The sequence below is a fragment of the Austwickia chelonae NBRC 105200 genome, assembly GCF_000298175.1.
Classification (GTDB): domain Bacteria; phylum Actinomycetota; class Actinomycetes; order Actinomycetales; family Dermatophilaceae; genus Austwickia; species Austwickia chelonae.
This window is the reverse complement of sequence record NZ_BAGZ01000016.1, coordinates 122,248-142,174: the sequence shown is the minus strand read 5'-3', so window position 1 is coordinate 142,174 and position 19,927 is coordinate 122,248. Positions and strand designations below refer to the sequence as shown.

General features: G+C 65.7%; 17 protein-coding genes. 10 read left to right on the top strand and 7 right to left on the bottom strand.

The window, feature by feature from the left end; translation table 11 throughout:
- Window positions 1-72 precede the first annotated feature (72 nt).
- Window positions 73-660 (bottom strand): GNAT family N-acetyltransferase, encoded by a 588-nt coding sequence (locus AUCHE_RS15835; protein WP_006503462.1) that lies wholly within the window; start codon window positions 658-660, stop codon window positions 73-75.
- 702 nt (window positions 661-1,362) lie between these two features.
- On the opposite strand from AUCHE_RS15835, the gene AUCHE_RS16735 reads away from it, so the two are divergent.
- From AUCHE_RS16735 to AUCHE_RS11405, 3 genes are all read left to right on the top strand, one after another.
- Window positions 1,363-1,533 carry a hypothetical protein gene (locus tag AUCHE_RS16735; RefSeq protein WP_155889059.1) on the top strand — a complete coding sequence of 57 codons (171 nt, stop codon included), beginning with the start codon at window positions 1,363-1,365 and terminating at the stop codon, window positions 1,531-1,533.
- A complete protein-coding gene (locus AUCHE_RS11410; RefSeq protein ID WP_040322281.1) occupies window positions 1,530-3,218 on the top strand; it encodes an alpha/beta hydrolase in 1,689 nt (562 codons plus the stop codon). The genes AUCHE_RS16735 and AUCHE_RS11410 overlap by 4 nt, the downstream gene beginning before the upstream one ends.
- Window positions 3,219-3,281: 63 nt before the next feature.
- The gene (locus AUCHE_RS11405; protein WP_006503459.1) at window positions 3,282-5,039 is read left to right on the top strand and encodes an alpha-glucosidase; all 1,758 of its coding nucleotides are present in this window, start codon (window positions 3,282-3,284) and stop codon (window positions 5,037-5,039) included.
- A 28-nt stretch (window positions 5,040-5,067) separates the two neighbouring features.
- On the opposite strand, the gene AUCHE_RS11400 is transcribed toward AUCHE_RS11405, so the two are convergent.
- Window positions 5,068-6,186 (bottom strand): carbohydrate kinase family protein, encoded by a 1,119-nt coding sequence (locus AUCHE_RS11400; RefSeq protein WP_006503458.1) that lies wholly within the window; start codon window positions 6,184-6,186, stop codon window positions 5,068-5,070.
- 174 nt (window positions 6,187-6,360) lie between these two features.
- Between AUCHE_RS11400 and AUCHE_RS11395 the strand changes: the two genes are divergently transcribed.
- Entirely contained in the window at window positions 6,361-7,653 is a 1,293-nt protein-coding gene (locus AUCHE_RS11395) for an ABC transporter substrate-binding protein (RefSeq protein WP_006503457.1), read from the top strand.
- Between the two features lie 12 nt (window positions 7,654-7,665).
- Window positions 7,666-9,036: a family 4 glycosyl hydrolase gene (locus tag AUCHE_RS11390; protein WP_006503456.1), complete on the top strand. Its 1,371-nt coding sequence runs from the start codon at window positions 7,666-7,668 to the stop codon at window positions 9,034-9,036.
- 22 nt (window positions 9,037-9,058) lie between these two features.
- Here the strand turns inward: AUCHE_RS11390 and AUCHE_RS11385 are convergent, their stop codons facing one another.
- The 5 genes from AUCHE_RS11385 to AUCHE_RS15830 form a co-directional block, all read right to left on the bottom strand.
- Window positions 9,059-9,736 (bottom strand): hypothetical protein, encoded by a 678-nt coding sequence (locus tag AUCHE_RS11385; RefSeq protein ID WP_006503455.1) that lies wholly within the window; start codon window positions 9,734-9,736, stop codon window positions 9,059-9,061.
- Between the two features lie 109 nt (window positions 9,737-9,845).
- Window positions 9,846-10,391 carry a hypothetical protein gene (locus tag AUCHE_RS11380; RefSeq protein ID WP_006503454.1) on the bottom strand — a complete coding sequence of 182 codons (546 nt, stop codon included), beginning with the start codon at window positions 10,389-10,391 and terminating at the stop codon, window positions 9,846-9,848.
- A 158-nt stretch (window positions 10,392-10,549) separates the two neighbouring features.
- Window positions 10,550-11,611, bottom strand: coding sequence for a hypothetical protein (locus tag AUCHE_RS11375; RefSeq protein ID WP_006503453.1), 1,062 nt, complete (start codon window positions 11,609-11,611; stop codon window positions 10,550-10,552).
- 136 nt (window positions 11,612-11,747) lie between these two features.
- A complete protein-coding gene (locus AUCHE_RS17175) occupies window positions 11,748-12,398 on the bottom strand; it encodes a hypothetical protein (RefSeq protein WP_006503452.1) in 651 nt (216 codons plus the stop codon).
- Between the two features lie 452 nt (window positions 12,399-12,850).
- The gene (locus tag AUCHE_RS15830) at window positions 12,851-14,233 is read right to left on the bottom strand and encodes a methyltransferase domain-containing protein (RefSeq protein ID WP_006503451.1); all 1,383 of its coding nucleotides are present in this window, start codon (window positions 14,231-14,233) and stop codon (window positions 12,851-12,853) included.
- A 346-nt stretch (window positions 14,234-14,579) separates the two neighbouring features.
- Between AUCHE_RS15830 and AUCHE_RS11360 the strand changes: the two genes are divergently transcribed.
- The 5 genes from AUCHE_RS11360 to AUCHE_RS11340 all read left to right on the top strand — a co-directional run bounded on the left by AUCHE_RS11360 (window position 14,580) and on the right by AUCHE_RS11340 (window position 19,870).
- Complete coding sequence (locus AUCHE_RS11360) at window positions 14,580-15,497, top strand: 2-dehydropantoate 2-reductase (RefSeq protein WP_006503450.1); 918 nt, start codon at window positions 14,580-14,582, stop codon at window positions 15,495-15,497.
- Between the two features lie 99 nt (window positions 15,498-15,596).
- Window positions 15,597-16,736: a thioesterase domain-containing protein gene (locus AUCHE_RS11355; RefSeq protein WP_006503449.1), complete on the top strand. Its 1,140-nt coding sequence runs from the start codon at window positions 15,597-15,599 to the stop codon at window positions 16,734-16,736.
- Window positions 16,737-16,915: 179 nt separating this feature from the next.
- Complete coding sequence (locus AUCHE_RS11350) at window positions 16,916-17,374, top strand: DUF2871 domain-containing protein (RefSeq protein WP_006503448.1); 459 nt, start codon at window positions 16,916-16,918, stop codon at window positions 17,372-17,374.
- A 167-nt stretch (window positions 17,375-17,541) separates the two neighbouring features.
- Entirely contained in the window at window positions 17,542-18,678 is a 1,137-nt protein-coding gene (locus tag AUCHE_RS15825; RefSeq protein WP_006503447.1) for an alpha/beta hydrolase, read from the top strand.
- A gap of 28 nt (window positions 18,679-18,706) precedes the next feature.
- A complete protein-coding gene (locus AUCHE_RS11340; protein WP_074788501.1) occupies window positions 18,707-19,870 on the top strand; it encodes an alpha/beta hydrolase in 1,164 nt (387 codons plus the stop codon).
- The last annotated feature ends 57 nt before the right edge of the window (window positions 19,871-19,927 follow it).

Genomic DNA, 19,927 nt, shown 5'->3' with positions numbered 1-19,927 from the left:
GCACACGACCGCGGTACGGCCCCGCCGGTTCACGCGCGCCCGTACCGGAACCCATCCAGGGGCGGATGAAGGTCAGGCCGGCGGGGCCAGATAGCGCACCATCGTCGGATAGGGCGGGTAGATGGCCGGCATGGTGATGCCGGTGACATTCCAGCCCTCGCGCTCGTAGAAACGTCGGGCGCGTCGATTCTCCTCCAACACCCACAGGTTCACTTCGCGGCCGGTGTACGCGGTACGGGCATTGTCGACGAGCATTCGCGCCAGGCCGCTGCCCTGGAGGTCGGTGGCGACCCCGAGGTGCTCCAGCCAGGCCTCGCCTTCCTTCTCGCAGCAGGCGCAATAGGCGACGATGCGCTTCTCCCTCGGGGTTCCGGGTGTCTCGCCACAGGATGTGGCCTCGGCGACCCAGATCCGGAAGGTGGGATCCTGCAGCTCCTTGGTCCACCGCTCCAGGACGAAATCGCGGGGGTAGGGGTACTGCTCGGGCGGGAAGATATGTGGAAGAGCAGCCACATTGACCGCTGCTTCGAGGTCCATCATCTGGGGGGCGTCCTCGGGTTGCGCGAGGCGCAGACGCACGACGGTCCGGGTGGAACCCTGGTCCGGCTGGGTGGTCTGGAAGGACGGGAGCTGGGTTTCTGCTGGTGTGGTCTCGGGCACGTGGACATCATCGGCATCCGAGGCCCGCACGTGAACCCGGGGGTGCTCCTGGCTCGTCGGCCGACATGATCCTGCAGGTGCAGACACTGCGTGACCGTATTGTGACTTCATATGTGTCGTCAGTCCTTGCCCGCCCTGCGTTCTCGTTGATAGAACGAGGCACGTTCGGAGCGGAGCTGTGGGATCTGCCGTTCGGCTTTCCCCTCAGGCCGTTCGTCCCGTTATCCCGGTACGGACGGTGGGGTTCTCAGCTACCTGTGGTCGTGCCTTGGTCGGGGGCGCGGAATGTGGGAAGGGGATTGTCGGTCCAGGAACGGGAGTCGTCCTTCTCGGCGACACCGTCCGTCTGTGCGGGGTGTGGTTTTCTCGCGATGTCGACGGGTGTCTAGTCGGGCTGAAGTATTCGGGGTGTGAATCCCTGCGGGTGGGAAAGGTGGTGTTCGGATGCGGAGGCCGCCTGTAAAAAATGGTGGGACCTATGTGGTCGTGGCGATTTCGTCATGTTTATGGATGGCGGTGGCGAACTCGTTGAAATTGGTGTTCAAGAATGTCATTCACGGCCATGATCCACGCATTGCGCTTTCTTGTGCGGCCGTGGCACTCCCTTTTGCGGTGTTCACATATATTGCCTGTCAGATATGCGAAATATGCATTTCCGAGCTCTTTCGGAGCCCGGGACATTCTGCCCTGAGTGTATGCCTCATGGTGTTATCTTGGGCGAGCCCGGAGTGGATCACCGGTGGAGTCGGTCTGTTCGACGTCGTCTTCCTCTCGGTGGAGATTCTGGTGATAGCCTCCTTGGCCTTTCTGGCTTGGAAGAAAGTGGTTGGTGACATGATTTCCCACGGTGTCGGCGGACAGGTCGACCGGTGAGAGCATCCGCAGGCCTCAAGGTTGCCGTCGTCGTCCTCGTGACAGGAAGCCTGCTCAGCGTGTATCCGGCCCACGCCGTACCACCGCCGGGCCGGGAGCTCGCCGCCGCCGTGGCCGGATTCGCCCCCGCCGCCCCGAAGAATGCCGACGAGAAGGACGGCCCCCGCTCCCCACAGAATCGGCAGAGAGCCGAGACCAAGGTCACCACCGCGGACGGGGTCCACCTCTCCGACGTCGACCTCGGCGATGTCGAGATCGGCAAAAAATCAGGTGAATTCCGTTCTCCGGTACGTGGACTCCTGACTCTTCCGGTCGAGGGGACCGAAGCGGCGCCCCTGGTCGTGCTCAGCCACCTGCGCCACCCCAACTGCGCCGACGGATCGCACGCCTTCCCCTGCCCGGGCGACAAGGACAACCGTTTCGACCGAGGCATGGCCTATCTCGCCACCGACCTCGCCAAGAAGGGCTACGCCGTCGTCGTCCCCGACGTCGGTCCGCTCTTCATGCCCCGCTCGCTCGTCGAGCCCTACGACCAGGTCGAAGCCTGGACCAAGGTCGTCGGCCACTTCCTGGAGAAGGTCCGCGCCGCCACCTCCGGCGACGACAAATCCTTCGGGATCGCCCTGAAAGGCCGGATCGACAGCGCCAAAGCCGCCCTCATCGCACACTCCCGATCAGGGCAGCTCGCCGGGAAGATCGTCTCCGCCTGGGAGAAAGGGCCCACCAGGATCAGCAGCGTCATGACCTATGCGCCCTCCTACCAGGTCGAGGACAAGGACAAGGTCACCCCGATGATCCCCGACGTCCCCTATCTCGCCCTCCTCGGGGACAAGGACAAGGACGTCCCCTACCAGGCCGTGAACTGGCTGGGCCACCACCTGGGAAGCACCCGCAGCCAACCAGCTCTGGTCGGGCTCCTCCCCGGATACGGACACAACTACGTCAACCGCACCCTCTCCGCCGCGGGCACCGACGACCGGACCGCCTGCGACAAGGGATGCCCCGACGCGACCGCCCACGAGAAACTGCTCGTCGACGCCGCCACCCGCTGGCTGACCTCACTCCGGGAGAAAGCCGACGCCGAGATCCCCTTCGCCGCGACCGCAGGACTGCCCGAGAAACTCGGCGACATCCCGGTCTCCTGGCTGGCGCACACCAACTCCCCCCAGCGGAAGATCATCTTCGACGCCACCGGGCGGGCATCGGGCCAAGGCGAACACCAGCTGAAGAAGTGCACCTTCTACCACCCGCAGAACCCGGAGAAACACCCCGACCGCTGCCCCGAACCCGAAGACGGGGTCGTCCGGGTCTTCGGCGAGGTCGCCCAGGTCAAACTCACCGCGGACACAGGCGCGTCCATCACCACCAAAGTGGCCCGCACCTCGCACATCGCGCTGACCCTCGCCCCCTACGGCGACCGGGCCGACAAGAAGAAAGGCACCCCGCTGACCGTCCGGCTGACCACCCAGGACGGCACCACCAGCTCGCTGCTCATCCCCGCTGAACACCCGGCGCTGATCAACCGGGCCGTCCCCGGGGAGAACGGCTCCTACGCGCTGAGCACCATCCGGATGCCGCTCCCTCCCCGCGCCACCGGACAGACCGTCACCAAGGTGGAACTGCTCGGCGACTCCTCAGGGGGAACGATCGCCCTGCGCCAGATCGACCTGATCTCCACCCGGTGAACCCGGCACCGTCCGAGGAGAACCGGCGACCTCGACCCGGGTGCGCCCGCCTAGGCTGACCCCATGGACGCCACAACTCCCGGATGGTGGAAGAGCGCAGTCGTCTACCAGGTGTACCCGCGGAGTTTCGCCGATGCCGACGGCGACGGCATCGGCGACCTGCGCGGCATCATCGACCGGCTCGACCACATCGCCGGACTCGGTGTCGACGTGCTCTGGCTGTCCCCCGTCTACCGCAGTCCCATGAAGGACAACGGCTACGACGTGGCCGACTACCAGGCCGTCGACCCGATCTTCGGCACACTGGCCGACCTGGACGAACTGATCGCCGCCGTCCACGACCGGGGCATGCACATCGTCATGGACATCGTCTTCAACCACACCTCGGACCGGCACCCCTGGTTCCTGGAGGCCCTCGCCCACCCGGACGGCCCGGCCCGGGAACGGTACTGGTTCGCCGAGCCACGGGCCGGACACCGGCCAGGAGACCCCGGCGCGGAACCGACCAACTGGTTGTCCTTCTTCGGCGGGCCGGCCTGGACCCTCGACCCGTCGTCCGGGACCTATCACCTCAACCTGTTCGCCCCGGAACAACCCGACCTGAACTGGGAGAACCCCGCCCTCCGACGAGAGCTGTACGACAACTTGAACTGGTGGCTCGACCGCGGCATCGACGGTTTCCGACTCGACGTCGTCAACCTCGTCAGCAAACGCATCCCCCTCCAGGACGGCGCACCCCTCCCCGGCACCGACCGCGGCGACGGCAGCCCGTACGGCAACGGCTTCCCCGAGGTGCTCTGCGGACCACGCATCCACGAGTTCATGGCGGAGATGTCGGCGGCGATCGCCCGCCCCGGCGTCGAGATCCTCACCATCGGGGAGACCCCGGGCGTGACCACGGACCACGCCGTCCGCTTCACCGCAGAGCACCGGCGAGAACTGTCCATGGTCTTCCAGTTCGAACACATGGACGCCGACCAAGGGCCCGGCGGGCGGTACGACCCCGTCCCGGTCGACCTGGTCCGGCTCAAGGAGATCATCTTCCGCTGGCAGCGTGAGCTACGGGACGGCGGCGGATGGGAAGCGCTCTACTGGGCGAACCACGACCAGCCCCGCGCCGTCTCCCGCTTCGGCTCGGACAGCCCCGAACACCGGGAGAACTCCGCGAAGGCCCTGGCGTCCGTGCTGCACCTGATGCGAGGCACCCCCTTCGTCTACCAGGGCGAGGAACTGGGGATGACGAACTACCCCTTCACCACCATGGCCGAGATCGACGACGTCGAATCCCGCGGCGCCTACGCGATGGCCGTGGCGGGCGGCCGCGACCCCGAACAGGCCCTGCGAGCCGTCACCTCGATGAGCCGCGACCACGCCCGCACTCCGATGCAATGGGACGCCGGCCCCCAGGGAGGTTTCACCTGCGGAACGCCCTGGCTCCCGGTGAACCCGAACCACCGGACGATCAACGCCGCCGCCCAGGCCGACGACGAGGAATCGGTCTACGCCCACTACCGACGGCTCATCGCGCTACGCCACGAGCTCCCGGTGGTCGTGGAAGGCGAACTGACCCCGCTGCTGGCCGGGCACCCGACGCTGTGGGCCTACCGACGCGCCTCGGACAGCGGGGTGCTCACCGTGGTGGCCAACTGCTCGGCGGAGATCTGCCCGTGGCCGCAGGACGACGAACTGGCTCACAGCGTCGCCGGGGCCGGTCTGCTCCTGGCCAGCGGGCCGGGCCGTTCCGCAGGGCCGCTGGTCGGTGAGGAGGCCGACGCCACAGTGGCTCTGCAACCCTGGGAGTGCCGCGTCCTCTACCGGTGAGCCCGACGCCCAGGAGCAGCCGGTGACCTCAGGCGTCGGACAGCCGGGCGATGGTCGCCTGGGCCCGGTGGACCACGCCGAAGGGTTTCTCCGGGACCAGGTCGTCCAGGAAGGCATATCGCCGTCGGAGGGAGAGATGGTAGGCGCTGGTGGTGGGTGAATCACGAACCAGATGCCACCAATCGGCGATATCACCCCAGCCGGGCGCGGCCAGCGAACCGCCGACCTGCTGGACCGACAGGGACGAGCACAATGCGGCGAAGGCAAGACGGTGGGCCAGGGCCCACCCGCCGAGAGTCCCCAGGACCATCGCGGCGGCGAAGACGTCCCCGGCCCCGGTGGGGTCGATGGCCTCGACCTTCAACGCGGGGACATGGGCTTCCTCCCCGGTGGAGGAGTCGTAGGCCAGGGCACCGAAGGGCCCGTTGGTGACGACGGCCAGCGGGACCCGGTCGGCCAGGGCGTAGAGAGCGTCCTGAGGCGTGTCGGTGCGGGTGTACCGCATCGCTTCCACCGCATTGGGGGTGAAGGCGTGGCATCGGCTGAGGGAGTCCAGCAGGGACGGGTCCCATCGTCCGGTGGGATCGCATCCGACATCGGCGAAGATCAGGGCGCCGTCGGCGTGGGCCTGGTCGACCCAGCTCGCGCCGAGAGTCTCCCCGGGGTGGTGGGCGGACAGATCCATCAGGACGACCCTGGCCGGCGGGGGATGCCCGATCATGGTCGACGGGCATTCCGGTTCCTCGTGTCCGTGGGTGACCATGTTCCGGTCGCCGTCGACGGCGAAGGAGACGGTGACCGGTGAGTGCCAGTCGGGATAGCGGCGGCTGGTCGACAGGTCGACACCTTCCTGCTCGAGGACCCGCCAACAGAAGTAGCCGTAGTCGTCCTCACTGAAGGCCGCGCCCAGCGAGGTGTACAGACCCAGGCGGGACGCGGCGACAGCGAGATTGGCGATCCCTCCCGGGCAGGAACCCATGCCCTCGGCCCAGACCTCCCGGCCGTGGGTGGGCAGGCCTTCCAGGCCGGTGAAGACGATGTCGAGGAAGACCGTCCCGTTCAGGAAGAGGTCGAACCGCGGCCCGTCGGTGCCCCGACGTTCGGCCAGGGGGTCGAAGGAAGGTCCGGCTGCTGCGCGGTGTGGCATGTGAGCTCCTCCGTGCGGGAAAAAGACATATTCTGCACGTTTGAGATGCGGTATGTCCGGTTTGCGCCCGGCTTCAAGCGGAATGACAGGTTCGTGCAGCACAATTCAGGGGTGTACCCGTGTCGGAGAATGCCACGGGAGCAGAGCGTGAACGCTCATGAAGGAGTCTCTGTGATGGGTCCGTCCTCTCTCCGCCGACTCACGATGACCCGACGGCGGCTCCTGACCCTCACCGGCGGGATGATGATCGCCGGAGCGGTCGGTGCCTGCGGCGACGCGAACCAGACCGAACGGGTCGGACGCACCGCAGGTCACCCCGGTCCTTCGCTGACCCAGTGGTTCCACCAGTATGGGGAGCAGGGCACCCGACAGGCAATGGAGAGATATGCCACCACCTACCCGGCGGCCGAGGTGTCGACCGTCTGGAAAGGTGACGAGTACGACACGTCCGTCGTCACCGCCCTGTACCTGAACGACGCGCCCGACGTCTTCGAGTACGGCAGCGGACCGACCATCGACCTGGTGAAATCCGGGCAGGTCGCCGACCTCACCGATCTCTTCGGCGGATTGAAGGGCGACTTCCACAGCCAGATCCTGGAACGGATGATCTACCAGGGGAAGATCTGGGCCGTTCCTCAGGTGCTGGACATGCAACTGCTCGTCTACCGGAAATCGATGCTCCAGAAATCAGGCGTCGAACCGCCACGGACGATGGACGCACTGCTCAGCGCGGCGGAGAAGACCACCTCGGGGAAGGTGAAGGGACTCTTCATCGGGAATGACGCCGGCGCCGGGCTCATGGGTGGGCCGATGCTGAGATCGGCCGGCCTGGACCTGCTGAGCAGAGACGGGCAGATCGCCTTCGACGACCCGAAGGCAGCCGAGGCCGTCAGCCTGCTCAGGAAGCTCTACACCTCCGGATCGCTGCTGACCGGAGCCAAGAAGGACTGGTGGAGCCCGGAGGCCTTCACCCAGGGTTTGACGGCCATGCAGTTCACCGGGCTGTGGAATCTGCCCGAACTGCTGCGCTCGCTCGGGGACGACTTCGGGGTCCTGCCCTGGCCGGCGATGGACGGCGGGCACGACAATGTCGTCGTCAGCGCGTACGGGGCCTGTGTGAACGCCCGGGGCAAGAATGTGGAAGCAGCCAAGAAATATGTGAAATGGCTCTGGGTGGAACAGGAAGCCAAACAGATCGACTGGGCGACCTCCTACGGATTGCACATCCCGGCGAGAAATTCGGTCGCCGAAAAATCGGAGAAGTTACGGACAGGCCCAGCTCAGGAAGCTGTTCGACTGGCGAAGGAAAAAGGGTACGTACAGCGACACATTCTGTGGAGCCGGCGTTGCCAGACCAGTTTCCACGACATGATGACCAGGGTCATCAGAGAAGGTTCTCCTGCGGAGAAAGAACTGGACTCCGTGAAGAAGATCGTGGATGCTGAATTGAAAAGGGTCGCCGACTGAGAGGTCTCCCACGTGAAACTGGCCATCCTGGGTGGCGGGGGTTTTCGGGTCCCTCTGGTGTACCGGGCCCTGCTGGGGGATGTGCGCAGCCCTCGCGTGGAGGAGGTCGCCCTGTACGATCTCGACCCGGCGCGCCTGGCGGTGATCGAGCGGGTCACCGCCCAGATGGCGGCGGCACCGAATCCGCGACGGTCCGCCGGGTGCACGCCACCTCGGGTCGTGACGACCACCGACCTCGACGAGGCCCTGACCGACGCCGATTTCGTGTTCTCCGCGATCCGGGTGGGTGGCCTGTCCGGGCGTACCTGTGACGAGCGGGTTGCTCTGCGGTTAGGTGTCCTGGGGCAGGAGACCGTCGGCCCCGGGGGGATCGCCTACGGTCTGCGCACCATCCCGGTGGCCCTGGCCGTGGCAGAACGGGTCGCCGCCGTCGCGCCCAGAGCCTGGTTCATCAATTTCACCAATCCGGCCGGCATGATCACCCAAGCTGTGCAGGACATCCTGGGCGACCGGGTCGTCGGCATCTGCGACTCACCGATCGCCTTGGGTCGCAGGGCAGCCCGCGCGCTGGGTGTCGACGGTGAGGTAGACCTGTACTTCGACTACGCCGGATTGAACCACCTGGGATGGCTGCAAGGCGTGCGGGTGAACGGAGTCGATCGACTCCCCGAGCTGCTGGCCGACCCGGAACGCCTGCTCCTCGTCGAGGAAGGACGTCTCTTCGGACCCGACTGGTTGGCCAGCCTGGGGGCGATCCCGAACGAATATCTCTACTACTACGACTACGCCCGGGAAGCCCTGGCCGCAGCCCGAGCTTCCGCGCAGACCCGCGGAGAATTCCTACTCGGACAGCAGCAGGCTTTCTTCGCTGCGGCCGCCGACGATCCGCCGCGCGCTCTGGAGCTGTGGCATCACAGCCACCGGGAGCGGGACGAGACCTATATGCAGGAGGTCCGGGCGGAGGGCGCACAACGCGACCGGGACGACCTGGCGGCCGGCGGGTACGAATCGGTGGCCCTGGCCGTCATGGCGGCGATCGCCCGCGGTGAGCCCTCCCGGATGATCCTCGGGGTTCGCAATGGCACGGCACTCCCGGGGCTGCCCTCCGGAGCCGTGGTCGAACTTCCTTGTCTGGTAGACGGTTCCGGGGTCCGGGTCGAGCAGCCCAGCCCGCTGACCGGACGCATGATCGGTCTGGTCCAACAGGTCAAAGCGGCTGAGGAAGCCACCATCCGCGCTGTGGAGCACAGGTCGGCGTCGATGGCGGTGGCGGCTTTCGCGCAGCATCCTCTCGTGGACTCGGTGAGTACGGCGCGACTGCTCCTGGAGGGCTATCGCGCCGCGGTGCCGGCGGTCGACCAGGTCTTCGCCGCGAGGCGGTGAACAAGGTCGGATTCTGCGCGGCTCAGAGCTGGCGTGAACACTCCGCGTAGAAGCGCCGTGAATCCTTGGCCCAGATGAAGATGATGGCCGCGAGCCCGCACGCCCAGTACGCGATCACCGTGACCTTGGACAACGCCGGCACGGGGATGGCCACCTGGCTCAGCAGGAAGAGGGTGTGGATGGTGAAGAAGACGTGCGCCACCACGCGCGCCCAGCCACGGCCCTTGCCGTTGAAGACGGACATCCACCACCACAGTCCCGCCCCGAAGGCGATGTTGATGATGAGTGCCACCGGGGACACCTCGGCGTTCGTCTGCGAGACGAATTCGGCGGGAACACCCATGCTGATCATCCACGACTTCGTGGCTTCGGTGATCTCTTTCCTCAACATGAAGTCGACCAGCTGACTCACCGCCACCATGACGGCTCCGGCGCGCATCGCCCAGACGGCTTTGTCCATGGAAGCCGGCCTGGTCACCGGGCTGGGCTGGTAGGAGCTGGGCGGCGTCGGCTGACCGTACTGTGGCTGCTGGTAGATCGGTTGGCCGTACTGCGGCGGCCCGGTCGGGGGCTGCCAGTTGACCGGGGGAGCGGACTGCTCCGGCGGCACCGGGAACACCTGGTCAGGTGGTGGCGGGCCGGAAGGCTGCGGGCCTGGCTGCTGCGGATGCGAGGGCGGGGGAGGGGGCTGCGTGCTCATCGGGTGTCCTCTTCGGTCGGCGAGCAAGAAGTTGACTGATCTGTTTCAGGCTCGGTGACGAATCCGGACGCCGAGAGGGCCGGATTCGTCACCGAGGAATAATTCTCGCTTACCGCAGCACCCGTTCCGAGGCATTGTAGAAATCGGAAGACTCTTTTTGGTAAAGAAGCACAATGACGACCAGGCCGATCAGCAGGTAGACCGCAGACGAAGCCTTGCTCAACATCGGGGCGGGCTGGGCGAACCCTATCACTGTGAAGAAGGCATTCAGCGCGAAGAAGACGGATGCGGTCACCCTCGCCCAGCTCTTTCCCTGCCCGTTCTTCGCGGCCATCCAGAGCCATAGGAGCACGCCGATGAGCGCGAAGAGCATCCCGCCGATGATGGACATGTTCAGGGTTGCGTCGATCGTCTCGGGGGTGACGGAAGGGTCCCGCTTGCGTAACTCTTCGATCATCAATTCGCGGCTCTGATCCTTCAGCAGGAACATGACCAATGCCTGTATCACGGAGAAAGCCGCGCCGACTTTCATCAGCATGACGGCCTTGTCCATGCTGGGCGGGCGAACCACAGGGGCTGGCGTGTAGTACGGCGTCTGCCCCGGCTCGGGCGAGTGGTACTCCGGGGGCATCGAAGGTGGTTGTTGGTCAGACATGACGACAGCTCCTTCGTAGTCGCGCAATTTGTGAATACTTTTCTGTGCCACCAGATTTGCAGTGCTGCAGAAAATATTCCAGATGCCACGCGGAGAGAAGCATCGAGAAATCGAACCGGAGAGGCCGGGGAATCCCTGGCCCGTGTCCGATCGTGAACTCAGGTCGACAGCCGATGCCGCCGGTAATGATCCGAGGAATCCGGTCGGAAAAGCAGAACGAGAATGACGGCTCCCAGGGCCAGGTAGATCAGCTGGGCCGCTACATCGAGCGGATGTCTGACCAGTACGAAAACGGCTGCCGTGTGGACCACGTTCAACGTGAAGAAGAGCGTGTAGGCCTGTCGCGCCCACGGATAACCCTGCCGATTCTTCACCGCCATCCACCACCACAGGACGATCACGGTGCACAACTGCACGAAGGTCACCGCAACGGTGAGGGCTGCTTCACTGACTTCATGCTGGCCGCCCTGCTGAAGGGTGTGGAAGACACCGCGGAAACTGCCGAGGACATAGGACAGGATCACCCCGATCACTCTGAGGACCGGCATGATCTTCATCAATAGCGTCGCGGTGGCGATATTCCTGGGAATCGGGTGGTCGGCGATCGGCGCCACCTGATCGGGTGACGGTGGAAAACCCCACAGGGAGGTGTCTTCGTGAAGTGCCGGAGCAGGTGGCGGAACCGGGACCTCCACACCCGACGCGTTCGGGGCGTTCGGGGCGTCCGGGGCGCGATGGGAGGCCGGTCCTGGGGTGTCCATCGCGGCGTAGTCGGGGAGTACCTTGTCCCCTGCCGGCACGATCCGCGGAAGCGGACCCGTCTGGTAGGAGATCATCTCCACCAGGGGTGAGAGGGGTTCGGGGGCGCTCTCCGGTTCAGGCCCGTCGTCGGTCGGCTGTCGGAGCGCCCTCGGCCGCATCGGCATCTGCTCGTACCGGGAAGCGGACGTCGGGAGCGTCGGCAACGGCAGGACCGACCCGTAGAGCGACGGCGGGTCGGTCGGAGGCGGCGCGCCGACCGCGATCGGCATCAGCTCGTAGTCCGCTGAGGGGCTCGTGACCGGTGGCAGGACGGAACCGTAGATGCCCGCAGGACCGACCTCTTCCAGTGTTTTCCGGTTCGTCGGAATGACCTCGGGGGCCTCCGTCAGCACTTCCCCCAGATCCCCTTCAGGGGGAATCCCCTTGGGCGACGGCGGTACTTGGATTTTCCCACTCATGGACGAGCCCCCTCCGAGCCGGTGACGACGATCATGCTGATGTTCTCTCGGGGATACAGTCAACTTGACCGGACATAGTCGTCGATCGCCGGTTCGGAGAGTGGAGACGGGACCGCCGTTCAGCGGCGCCGACCGATCAGGTCAGCGCATGACTCCGTGACTTGTAGTAGGCCGATGACTCCGGTTGGAAGAGGAAATAGATCGAGGCGGCCCCGATGACCGTGATGACCAGATTGACGACGATATCCACCGGCGGGCTCCCGATGAGCATGATGCGCAGGGTGCCCAGGACGGAAAATCCGAAGAAGACCGTGGCGACGATCCGAGCCCAGGAACGACCCTTGTTGTTCATCACGGCCATCCAGACCCACAGGCCGAATACGCCCGCCGTGGTGATGAGCAGGACGATGACGAAGCTCACCTCGAAGGCCTGGACCGCCTGGCTCGAAGGAGTGTTCTTCAGTCTGCTCATGTTCGTGAGCACATTGTTCGAGAAGCTGCCTGGGACAAAAGCCAGGAGCGGGCTGATCAGGCTGAGGATGGCACCCACCTTCATCAGCAGGACACCGCGGAGCATGCTCTGCGGGATCGGCATATTCATCGGCGGTTGATAGCCGCCGTAGGGAGCCTGCGGAGGCATGCCGTACTGGGGCATGCCGTACTGGGGCATCTGGTATTGCGGTTGACCCTGGGGGACACCCTGGGGTGGGCCGTACTGCGGATAGGGCTGGCCCTGCGGCGGCGCACCGTACTGGGGCGGCTGAGCACCGTACTGGGGTGTCGCCATCGGTGGTTGCCCCTGACCCTGCGGCGGGCCGTACTGCGGTGGGCCGTACTGGGGAGGCCCCTGGGGCGGACCGTACTGCGGTTGGCCCTGCGGCGGGCCGTACTGGGGAGGTCCCTGCGGAGGCCCGTACTGCGGAGGCCCCTGTGGTGGGCCGTACTGGGGTGCATTCGGAGGCTGTGGTGCGGCCGGGGGCAGAGGCGGCGGAACCTGGGACGGCTGGCTCTGTGGGGTCTGCTGGGGCGCGGCGGGCGTGGGTTGCGAAGGCGCAGTCGGCGAGGAGGCCTCGGACTGAGGTGCTCCTACCTTCGGACCTGGCGGTTGTAGCTGTTCGGCCATGATGCTCTGTCCCCTCCGAGACGGTCGATATCTGTTGTCGAGTCAGGCCTACAGTGCCATCTCCCCGACCGGGCCATCGGACAGCCTCCCGAATCTGTGGACGACGTGTACCCACGTCACGGGCGCCGCCCTGTCGCATACAACGCCTGAGCCGTGCGGAACTCAGGCTCCGAACGAGAACGCAATGTCATCTCCGCCACATAGGAGGCCCGCAACCGCCAGACATCGGCCTCCGGAAGCGTCGCCAGGTCGTGACGGGCCATCCGCTGATAGACCTCCCAGGTCTGATCCAGATCGCGGTCACTCAACGGAACCTCCCCTTCGACGACGTCGACCTCCACGAAACCAGCCCGCTCGAGAGCCGCCGCACAAGCCTCTGCCGTACCCAACGGGGCATAAGGATCGGGCAGATCGAGCCCGTATCCGCGGGCATGGACCCGGAAGAGCAACGCCGGCGGTGGGTTGTCGGCGGCCATCGTGGAGAAGGCGACGACACCGCCGGGAGCCAGGACCCGCCGCCACTCGGCCAAGGCGCGGTCCACATCCATGTACAGCAGGCCACCGCCGCACAGGACCGTATCGACACCGCCGTCGGGCAGTCCGAGTTCGGTGGCATCGCCGACGACCACCTCGATCGGTGCCGCATCGACGTCGTCGCCCGAGACCAACGACTGGAGCATGCCTTCGGACAGGTCGACGGCGATCACCCGACCGTCCGGTCCGATCCGCCGCCCGACAGCGCGGGCCACGAAACCGGTTCCGGCGGCGGCGTCGACGACGGTGGACCCGGGGGACAACGGGGTGTTCTCCACCAGCCTCTCGGCGTGGATCCGATGAAAATCGCTCCGGCAATAAGAAGCGGCCCTCTCGTCGAAGGCATCGCGTAGGGCACTGCGGACCGGGAGGGCGATCACCGCCAGCCAGTCGTCATAACGCCCGGCCCGTGCGCGAGCCTCCTCCACCACCCATCCCGAAGCCTGGAGGACCCGGGTGAACTCCTCCGGCTGCCAGTAGGTGTACCAGCGAGGACCGGAGAGCTTCTCCGTGCTCCACCCCTCCCCATCGCCCAGTTTCACGCTGGCGAAAAGGACCACGTCATCACCCAGCGCAGACTGCAACCGGGCCAACGCCGGACCGACGTCCTCCCGACGTAGGTGCGGCAGAACGGCATTCGCAAAGACGATGTCCACATCGGACACCGGGGGCTCGTCGACCTGGAGGTCGTACCGGAAAGCGTCGGGAAAGCCGTTCCCGTGCAGATGATCCACGAAAGCCGTCGCCGCGTCCGAGGCCAGGACCTCAAGTCCGCACTCCCGGAGATGCCGGGCGTCCTGCCCACCGGCGGAGCCGATCTCCCAGACCCGGGCACCAGGGCTGAAGACATCACCCACCATCGCGCCGAGCCAGAACGCCAAGGCGCTGGGCTCTTCCGGCGTCAACCGCAGATATTCGGCGACACCGGCGTTGTAAGAGGCAAGGGTCGCCTCGCGTTCATCCACTTGTTCGGCCTCCTCGCACGGACCGCCGGTCGACGACCCACGCGAGCCCCATGGTCCTCCGAAAAACAGAGCGCCGCCACCGTCGGTCTCCGATCCCGGTCGGGGCAGAGCTCGACCTCCGAAAATCGGCGAGCGGCGTTCACCGGTCGTTCCGGCGTGAGGAGCCTACGGCTTGCTCACTCCTGACGCCAGGGCGGCCACCGATGCGCGAGACCGTCCGCGTCGTGCGCCACCCCCGTGGCAGCCTGTCCCCACACGACCCCGGCCATGAACCGCGGAGAAGACGACCTCACCGGTACGGGGTCAGGCAGCTCCCGGCCGCATCGGCCGGCACGGAGGAGGAACGATGAAGTTCGCGGTGATCGGCGCCGGCGCCATCGGTGGCTACTACGGTGCCCGACTGCTCGGAGCAGGACACGAGGTCCACTACCTGGCGCGGGGACGCTCACTGGACGCGCTGCGGGAGAACGGTATCCGGGTCGAAGGCCTCAGTGGGGAATATGTCGCCCAGCCGCACGGCGCCACCGACGATCCCGCCGAGATCGGTCAGGTCGACGCCGTCCTCCTGGCAGTCAAGACCCACCAACTGGCCGAGGCCCTGACCTCGCTGCCGCCACTGTGCGGGCCGGAGACAGCCGTCCTGACCATGCAGAACGGAATCGAAGCACCTGCCACCGTCGCCGCGCTCATCGGACACGAACGCGTCGTCCCCTGCATCGTGCGCATCTTCACCTGCGTCGTCGAACCCGGGGTGATCGCCCACCTGGGCGGGCCCAACAGCATCACCCTCATGGAAGGTGAAGGCCCGCACACCTCCCGGATCGAAGCGTTGAAGGACGCCTTCACCGCAGCCGGGAGCACGGTCCGCTGCCCGGAGAACATCTGGGTCGACCTGTGGGAGAAAGCCGTCTTCGTCGAACCGGTCGGAGCCTTGGGCGCCTTGGCCGACGCCCCCATCGGCACCTTGCGCACCGACCTGCGGGACAACCTCCGGGCCGCGATGGACGAGGTGTACCAAGTGGCCCTGGACAGCGGGATCCCCGTCCCCGAGGACACCGTGGAACGGGCGATGGCGATGGTCGACGGGCAACCGGCCGAATCGACCGCATCCATGCACCGCGATCTCCGGGACGGCCTGCCGAGCGAGCTGGACGGACAGGTCGGCGGCGTGGTCCGGGCGGCCCGAGCCGCAGGGACGCCGACCCCGTTGCACGACCTGATGTACCAGGTACTACGGGTCTGGGAGACCGCCGCCACCTCCTGATCCGAGGGCGGACACAGGGGCGATCTCGCGCAAGGCGCTCCGGAGTCGTCCGTCCCGGTCGATGTACCAGACGACCGGGACGGACGACAAGGAGGGGCCATGACGACTCTCGCCGTGGAACCCTCGTCATCGACCCCGCCCCGGGAGGACACACCGAACGGAGCCGACGAGCGAGGCCACGCCAGCCACGCCGCCGGTGCGCAGCAGTCCCCGTGGTGGCGGCGTCTGTGGCGTTTCCTGGCCGTCCTGCTGGCGCTGACGACGGTCAACACCGCCCTGGAAGTGGTGAACCGCGCTGCCTTCCCCACGGTGACCACCACCGGAGTCGTGCACTCGGACAAGGTGAACACCGAGCTGCCGAACACCTACTGGGTGTTCTTCCCCGGATTCGGGATCAACTTCTGCTCCGATGTCGAACGGGCTTTCGCACCGGTGACCGGGCTGACCGGCCGATCGTTCTGCGTCGCACCGTCCACCGCCCGACTCGACCCTGCCGAGATCGCCGCCGCAGTGCAGGCCCGGGTGGCGGAGCACCGGGACCCCGGACGACCCGTCACTCTCTACCTCTACGGCATCAGCATGGGCGGGATGATCGCCTACGACGTCGCCCGCCAGCTCGACGGACAGGACGGCGTCGTGGTCCGGGCCGTCCTGTTCGACTCCAGCCCGGCCGGACCGGACAGCGTCTCCGCCGACAAGAGGGGATTCGTGGCCCTCGGTGCCACGATCAACCGGCTTCCGGATCTTCCGTGGGGAATTCCCAACCCGCTCAAGGGCGGGCCGTTGAACCGCGCCCTCGTGCACATCGGCGAGGAGATGATCGGCGATCTGCGGGAACGTCGACTCCCCTCGGGCCTCGACGACCTGCGATCGGCCTGGTACAAGGCGACCTCGGTGACCAGCGGAGGCATGGCCAACCAGTTCGACTACATCCAGAACTTCTATCCCACCCCGGACCCGGAGGCCCTGCCCTATGCCTCCTTCGCCTATCTGCGTGCCCAGGACGCGGGAGCCGACACGACGGTGGACGTGCAACGGGCCACCGACACCTATGCGGCGCTGATCGCACCCCGCCGGCTCACCGTCCTCCCGGTGGTGGGCGGCACCCATGCGAGCGGCGATGTCACCGTGCAGAGCTATCGGGCTGCACTGTCGACCTTCATCACCGAGGCCGGGTTGCCCACCGCGGACGACACCGCCCGGATCCGTCATGTCGAACGGGGGACGATGCTGCGGTGAACCCGGGGCGAGCAGGGTCTGCGCCTGGTGTGTCGAAGACGCCGGAGTCGGGACGGGCCGGTATACACACGGGGATGAGGATGCATGGAGCGCACTAACAGGTTGCAACGTTAGCGTGGTCGGCGTCGAGCAGGACCTCGGGAGCCGCGTGGTCCCTTGAGGTCGGGAAGGCAAGTGTCGTGATACGTCAGCTCTATGTCGCTGCAGCTGTATGGGCCGGAGTCGGACTGAGCGCCGGGCTCTACTATCGATCCCTTACTCAAGCAACGGGATTCACCCGCGGCATGGAGACGCAGCTGGCGCCGACGCACACCCACGCCCTGGTGCTGGGCTGCCTGTGGATGCTGGTCGTGATGGCGCTGGTCCGTGTCTTCGATCTCGAGGAACTGCCCCAGCTTCCTCGTTTCTTCTGGACCTGGCAGATCGGGTTGACCATCACCTTGGGTGCGATGTTCGTCAAAGGAACACTTCAGGTATTGCAGAGTCCAGCGGCCGGACACAAGGCCCTGGCCGGAGTCGCCGGCATCGGGCATGTCATCATGACCATCGCGGTGGTGCTGCTCTTCGTGGTTTTGAACAAGGGACTCCGGGCCCTTTCGACGAAGGACACCCAGACCGCTGATGAACGAACTAAGTAGTGGATTGCTGTTGAGACAGAAGACCTTTATCGGTTCGTTCCCGTAATGACATCAACCTTGATTTCTTCCTGCCGAAGGCGATCAAGAAGATATGAACAGAATCATGCTCTAAACAACATAGTTATCGAGCTCCGAACCAGCACAATGACCGACCAGGGGATCGCTCCATGCAGCCGACCAGCGCCAGTTTCCTCCTCGTGGCGGGTGTTCTCACAGCCTCCGCCGTGATCGGATCGATCGTCCTCTCCCCACGGCTCTCCGGCAATATCTGGCGACTGCTCGCCCGTACCGTTCTCCAACTGGTGGCACATGTGCTGGTGGTCATCATGGTGGCAGCACTGATCAACCGGGCCATGGGCTTCTTCCCGACCTGGGCGAGCCTGATCTCGGACGGCAAGTTCAACGGCGCCGAGCAGACCCAGGGCAAGCCGGCCGACGCCTTGAAGAAAGAGGTCTCGGCGACCGGCCTGGCCAAATCACCGGCCGAGCTGCCGGCGCTGCCCAACCCCGGAAACCGGATCCAGGAATACGAATTCACCGGCTCTAACTCACGATTCGCCACCAAGATCATGGTGCTCCTGCCGAAGGACTACGACCCGAAGCGAGCCGATGAATATCCGGTGATGGTGGCCTTGCACGGCTACCCCGCCACCCCGGACCACTGGACCAAGCACATGCACATCCAGGCCAAACTGGACGATGCCGTCGCCGCCAAGAAGATCGCGCCCACCCTGGTGGTGATGCCCCAGGTCAACATGCCCCAGACGGTCGACACCGAATGCGTGGACGGCACCGCCAACGGCCACCCCAAGGTGGAGACCTTCCTGTCGAAAGACCTCCCCGGGTGGGTGACCTCACATTTCCGGGCCAAGACCGAACGGGCTGCTTGGAACACCATCGGATATTCCGCCGGGGGATATTGCTCCTTGATGATGGCGATGAAACACCCCGAGGCCTATGGCACCGCGATCTCCTTCTCCGGATATCTGACGCCGACCTTCAGCTCCGCATACCAACCCTTCACCGAAAACAGCTCGCAGGCGAAGTCGTACAACCTGATCGAGGTCGCACGCTCCGCGCCGGGAGTGGCCGTGTGGATCCAGCGCGACGACATCACCGCCGGCCGGGACGCCTCCGGGAAGAGCGAGGTCAAAAGGCTGACCGAGGCGGCGAAGTCCCCGCTGTCGATCACCACCTTCGACCAGCCAGGAGCCGGGCATCTCACCGTGGTCTGGCGGGAAGGACTAGTGCGTTCCTTCACCTGGCTCGGTGGCGCGAGTCCGTCGTTCGCGCCACGACGATGACCCCGGGGAAGTTCGGCACCTTCTGTGAATGTTGCGCGTTTGGTCGGGGGACATCGAAGGGAGAACCTCCGTGGAACTGACCGGTACGCCGTTCACGGTCACCGTGACCACCGCGGCTGTCGTGGCATTCGTCCTCGCGATCTGGGGAATGCCCCGGCTGGTGGGCTCGTGGCCCCGCGCACTACTGCGGATTGTCTCCTTGGCCTGCGTCAATATCCTGGTCGTCCTGACCGTGGCCACCCATCTCAATGCCTCCAACGGATGGTATTCCTCCTGGGGCGACCTGGTCGGCGCTGCACCGAAGCAGGAAGAATCCCAAGCGGGCGACGCCTCCAAGGCCGCTTCGCAGAAAGTCGAAGGAGCCGGAACGAAACACCGGGTCCCCACGAGTTTTCCGCCCCTGCCCGAGCCCGGGCAGCGTAAGCAGACCTACACCTTCAAAGGTCCCGCCAGCGGTCTGACCGGTGAGATCGTCGTGGTCCTCCCCAAGAGTTACGAAGAACCCGGGAGCACGAAGAAATATCCGGTCGCCGAAGCATTCCACGGTTTTCCCGGCACCCCTTCCGGGTGGGTCTCCAAGATGGACGCACCCAAATATCTCGACGAGGCGGTCGCCGCAGGAAAGATTCGCGAAACCCTTCTCGTCGTCCCGGCCATCACCATTCCGCGGGGTGTCGACAGCGAGTGCGTGAACGGTCCGCCCGGAAAAGCTCAGATGGAGACCTGGGTCAGTGAGGACGTCCCCCGCTTCGTCCGTGACCGTTTCCGCGTCGAACAAGGACGAGACTCCTGGGCTGCACTGGGCTATTCAGTCGGCGGTTATTGTGCGACTCTCATGGGTATGCACCACAGTGACACCTTCGGTGCCGTGGTCAGCCTCGGCGGATATGTGAAGCCCGATTTCGCGACCGGCGCACCATGGCCCGCCGGCAGTCCGCTGGCCGCACGCTACGACCTGGTCGCCCGCCTCAAGGAGAAGACACCGCCGGTGGCCATGTACATGCAGGCCGGTCAGCGCAGCCCCTTCTGGAAAGACATCAAATCCTTCATCGATTCGGCACACGACCCCATGTCCCTGAAATCCGTGGTTCTGCTCGACACCGGGCACCGCTGGGATGTGTGGCAGGGCGAGATGCCGAAGGTATTCGCCTGGATGGGCTCGTCCATCCCCGGATTCCGACCACAGAAATAAACGACGGAGACTCGACTCCGTCGTCGGCCCACACCCCGCCGCCACCCACAACTCCAT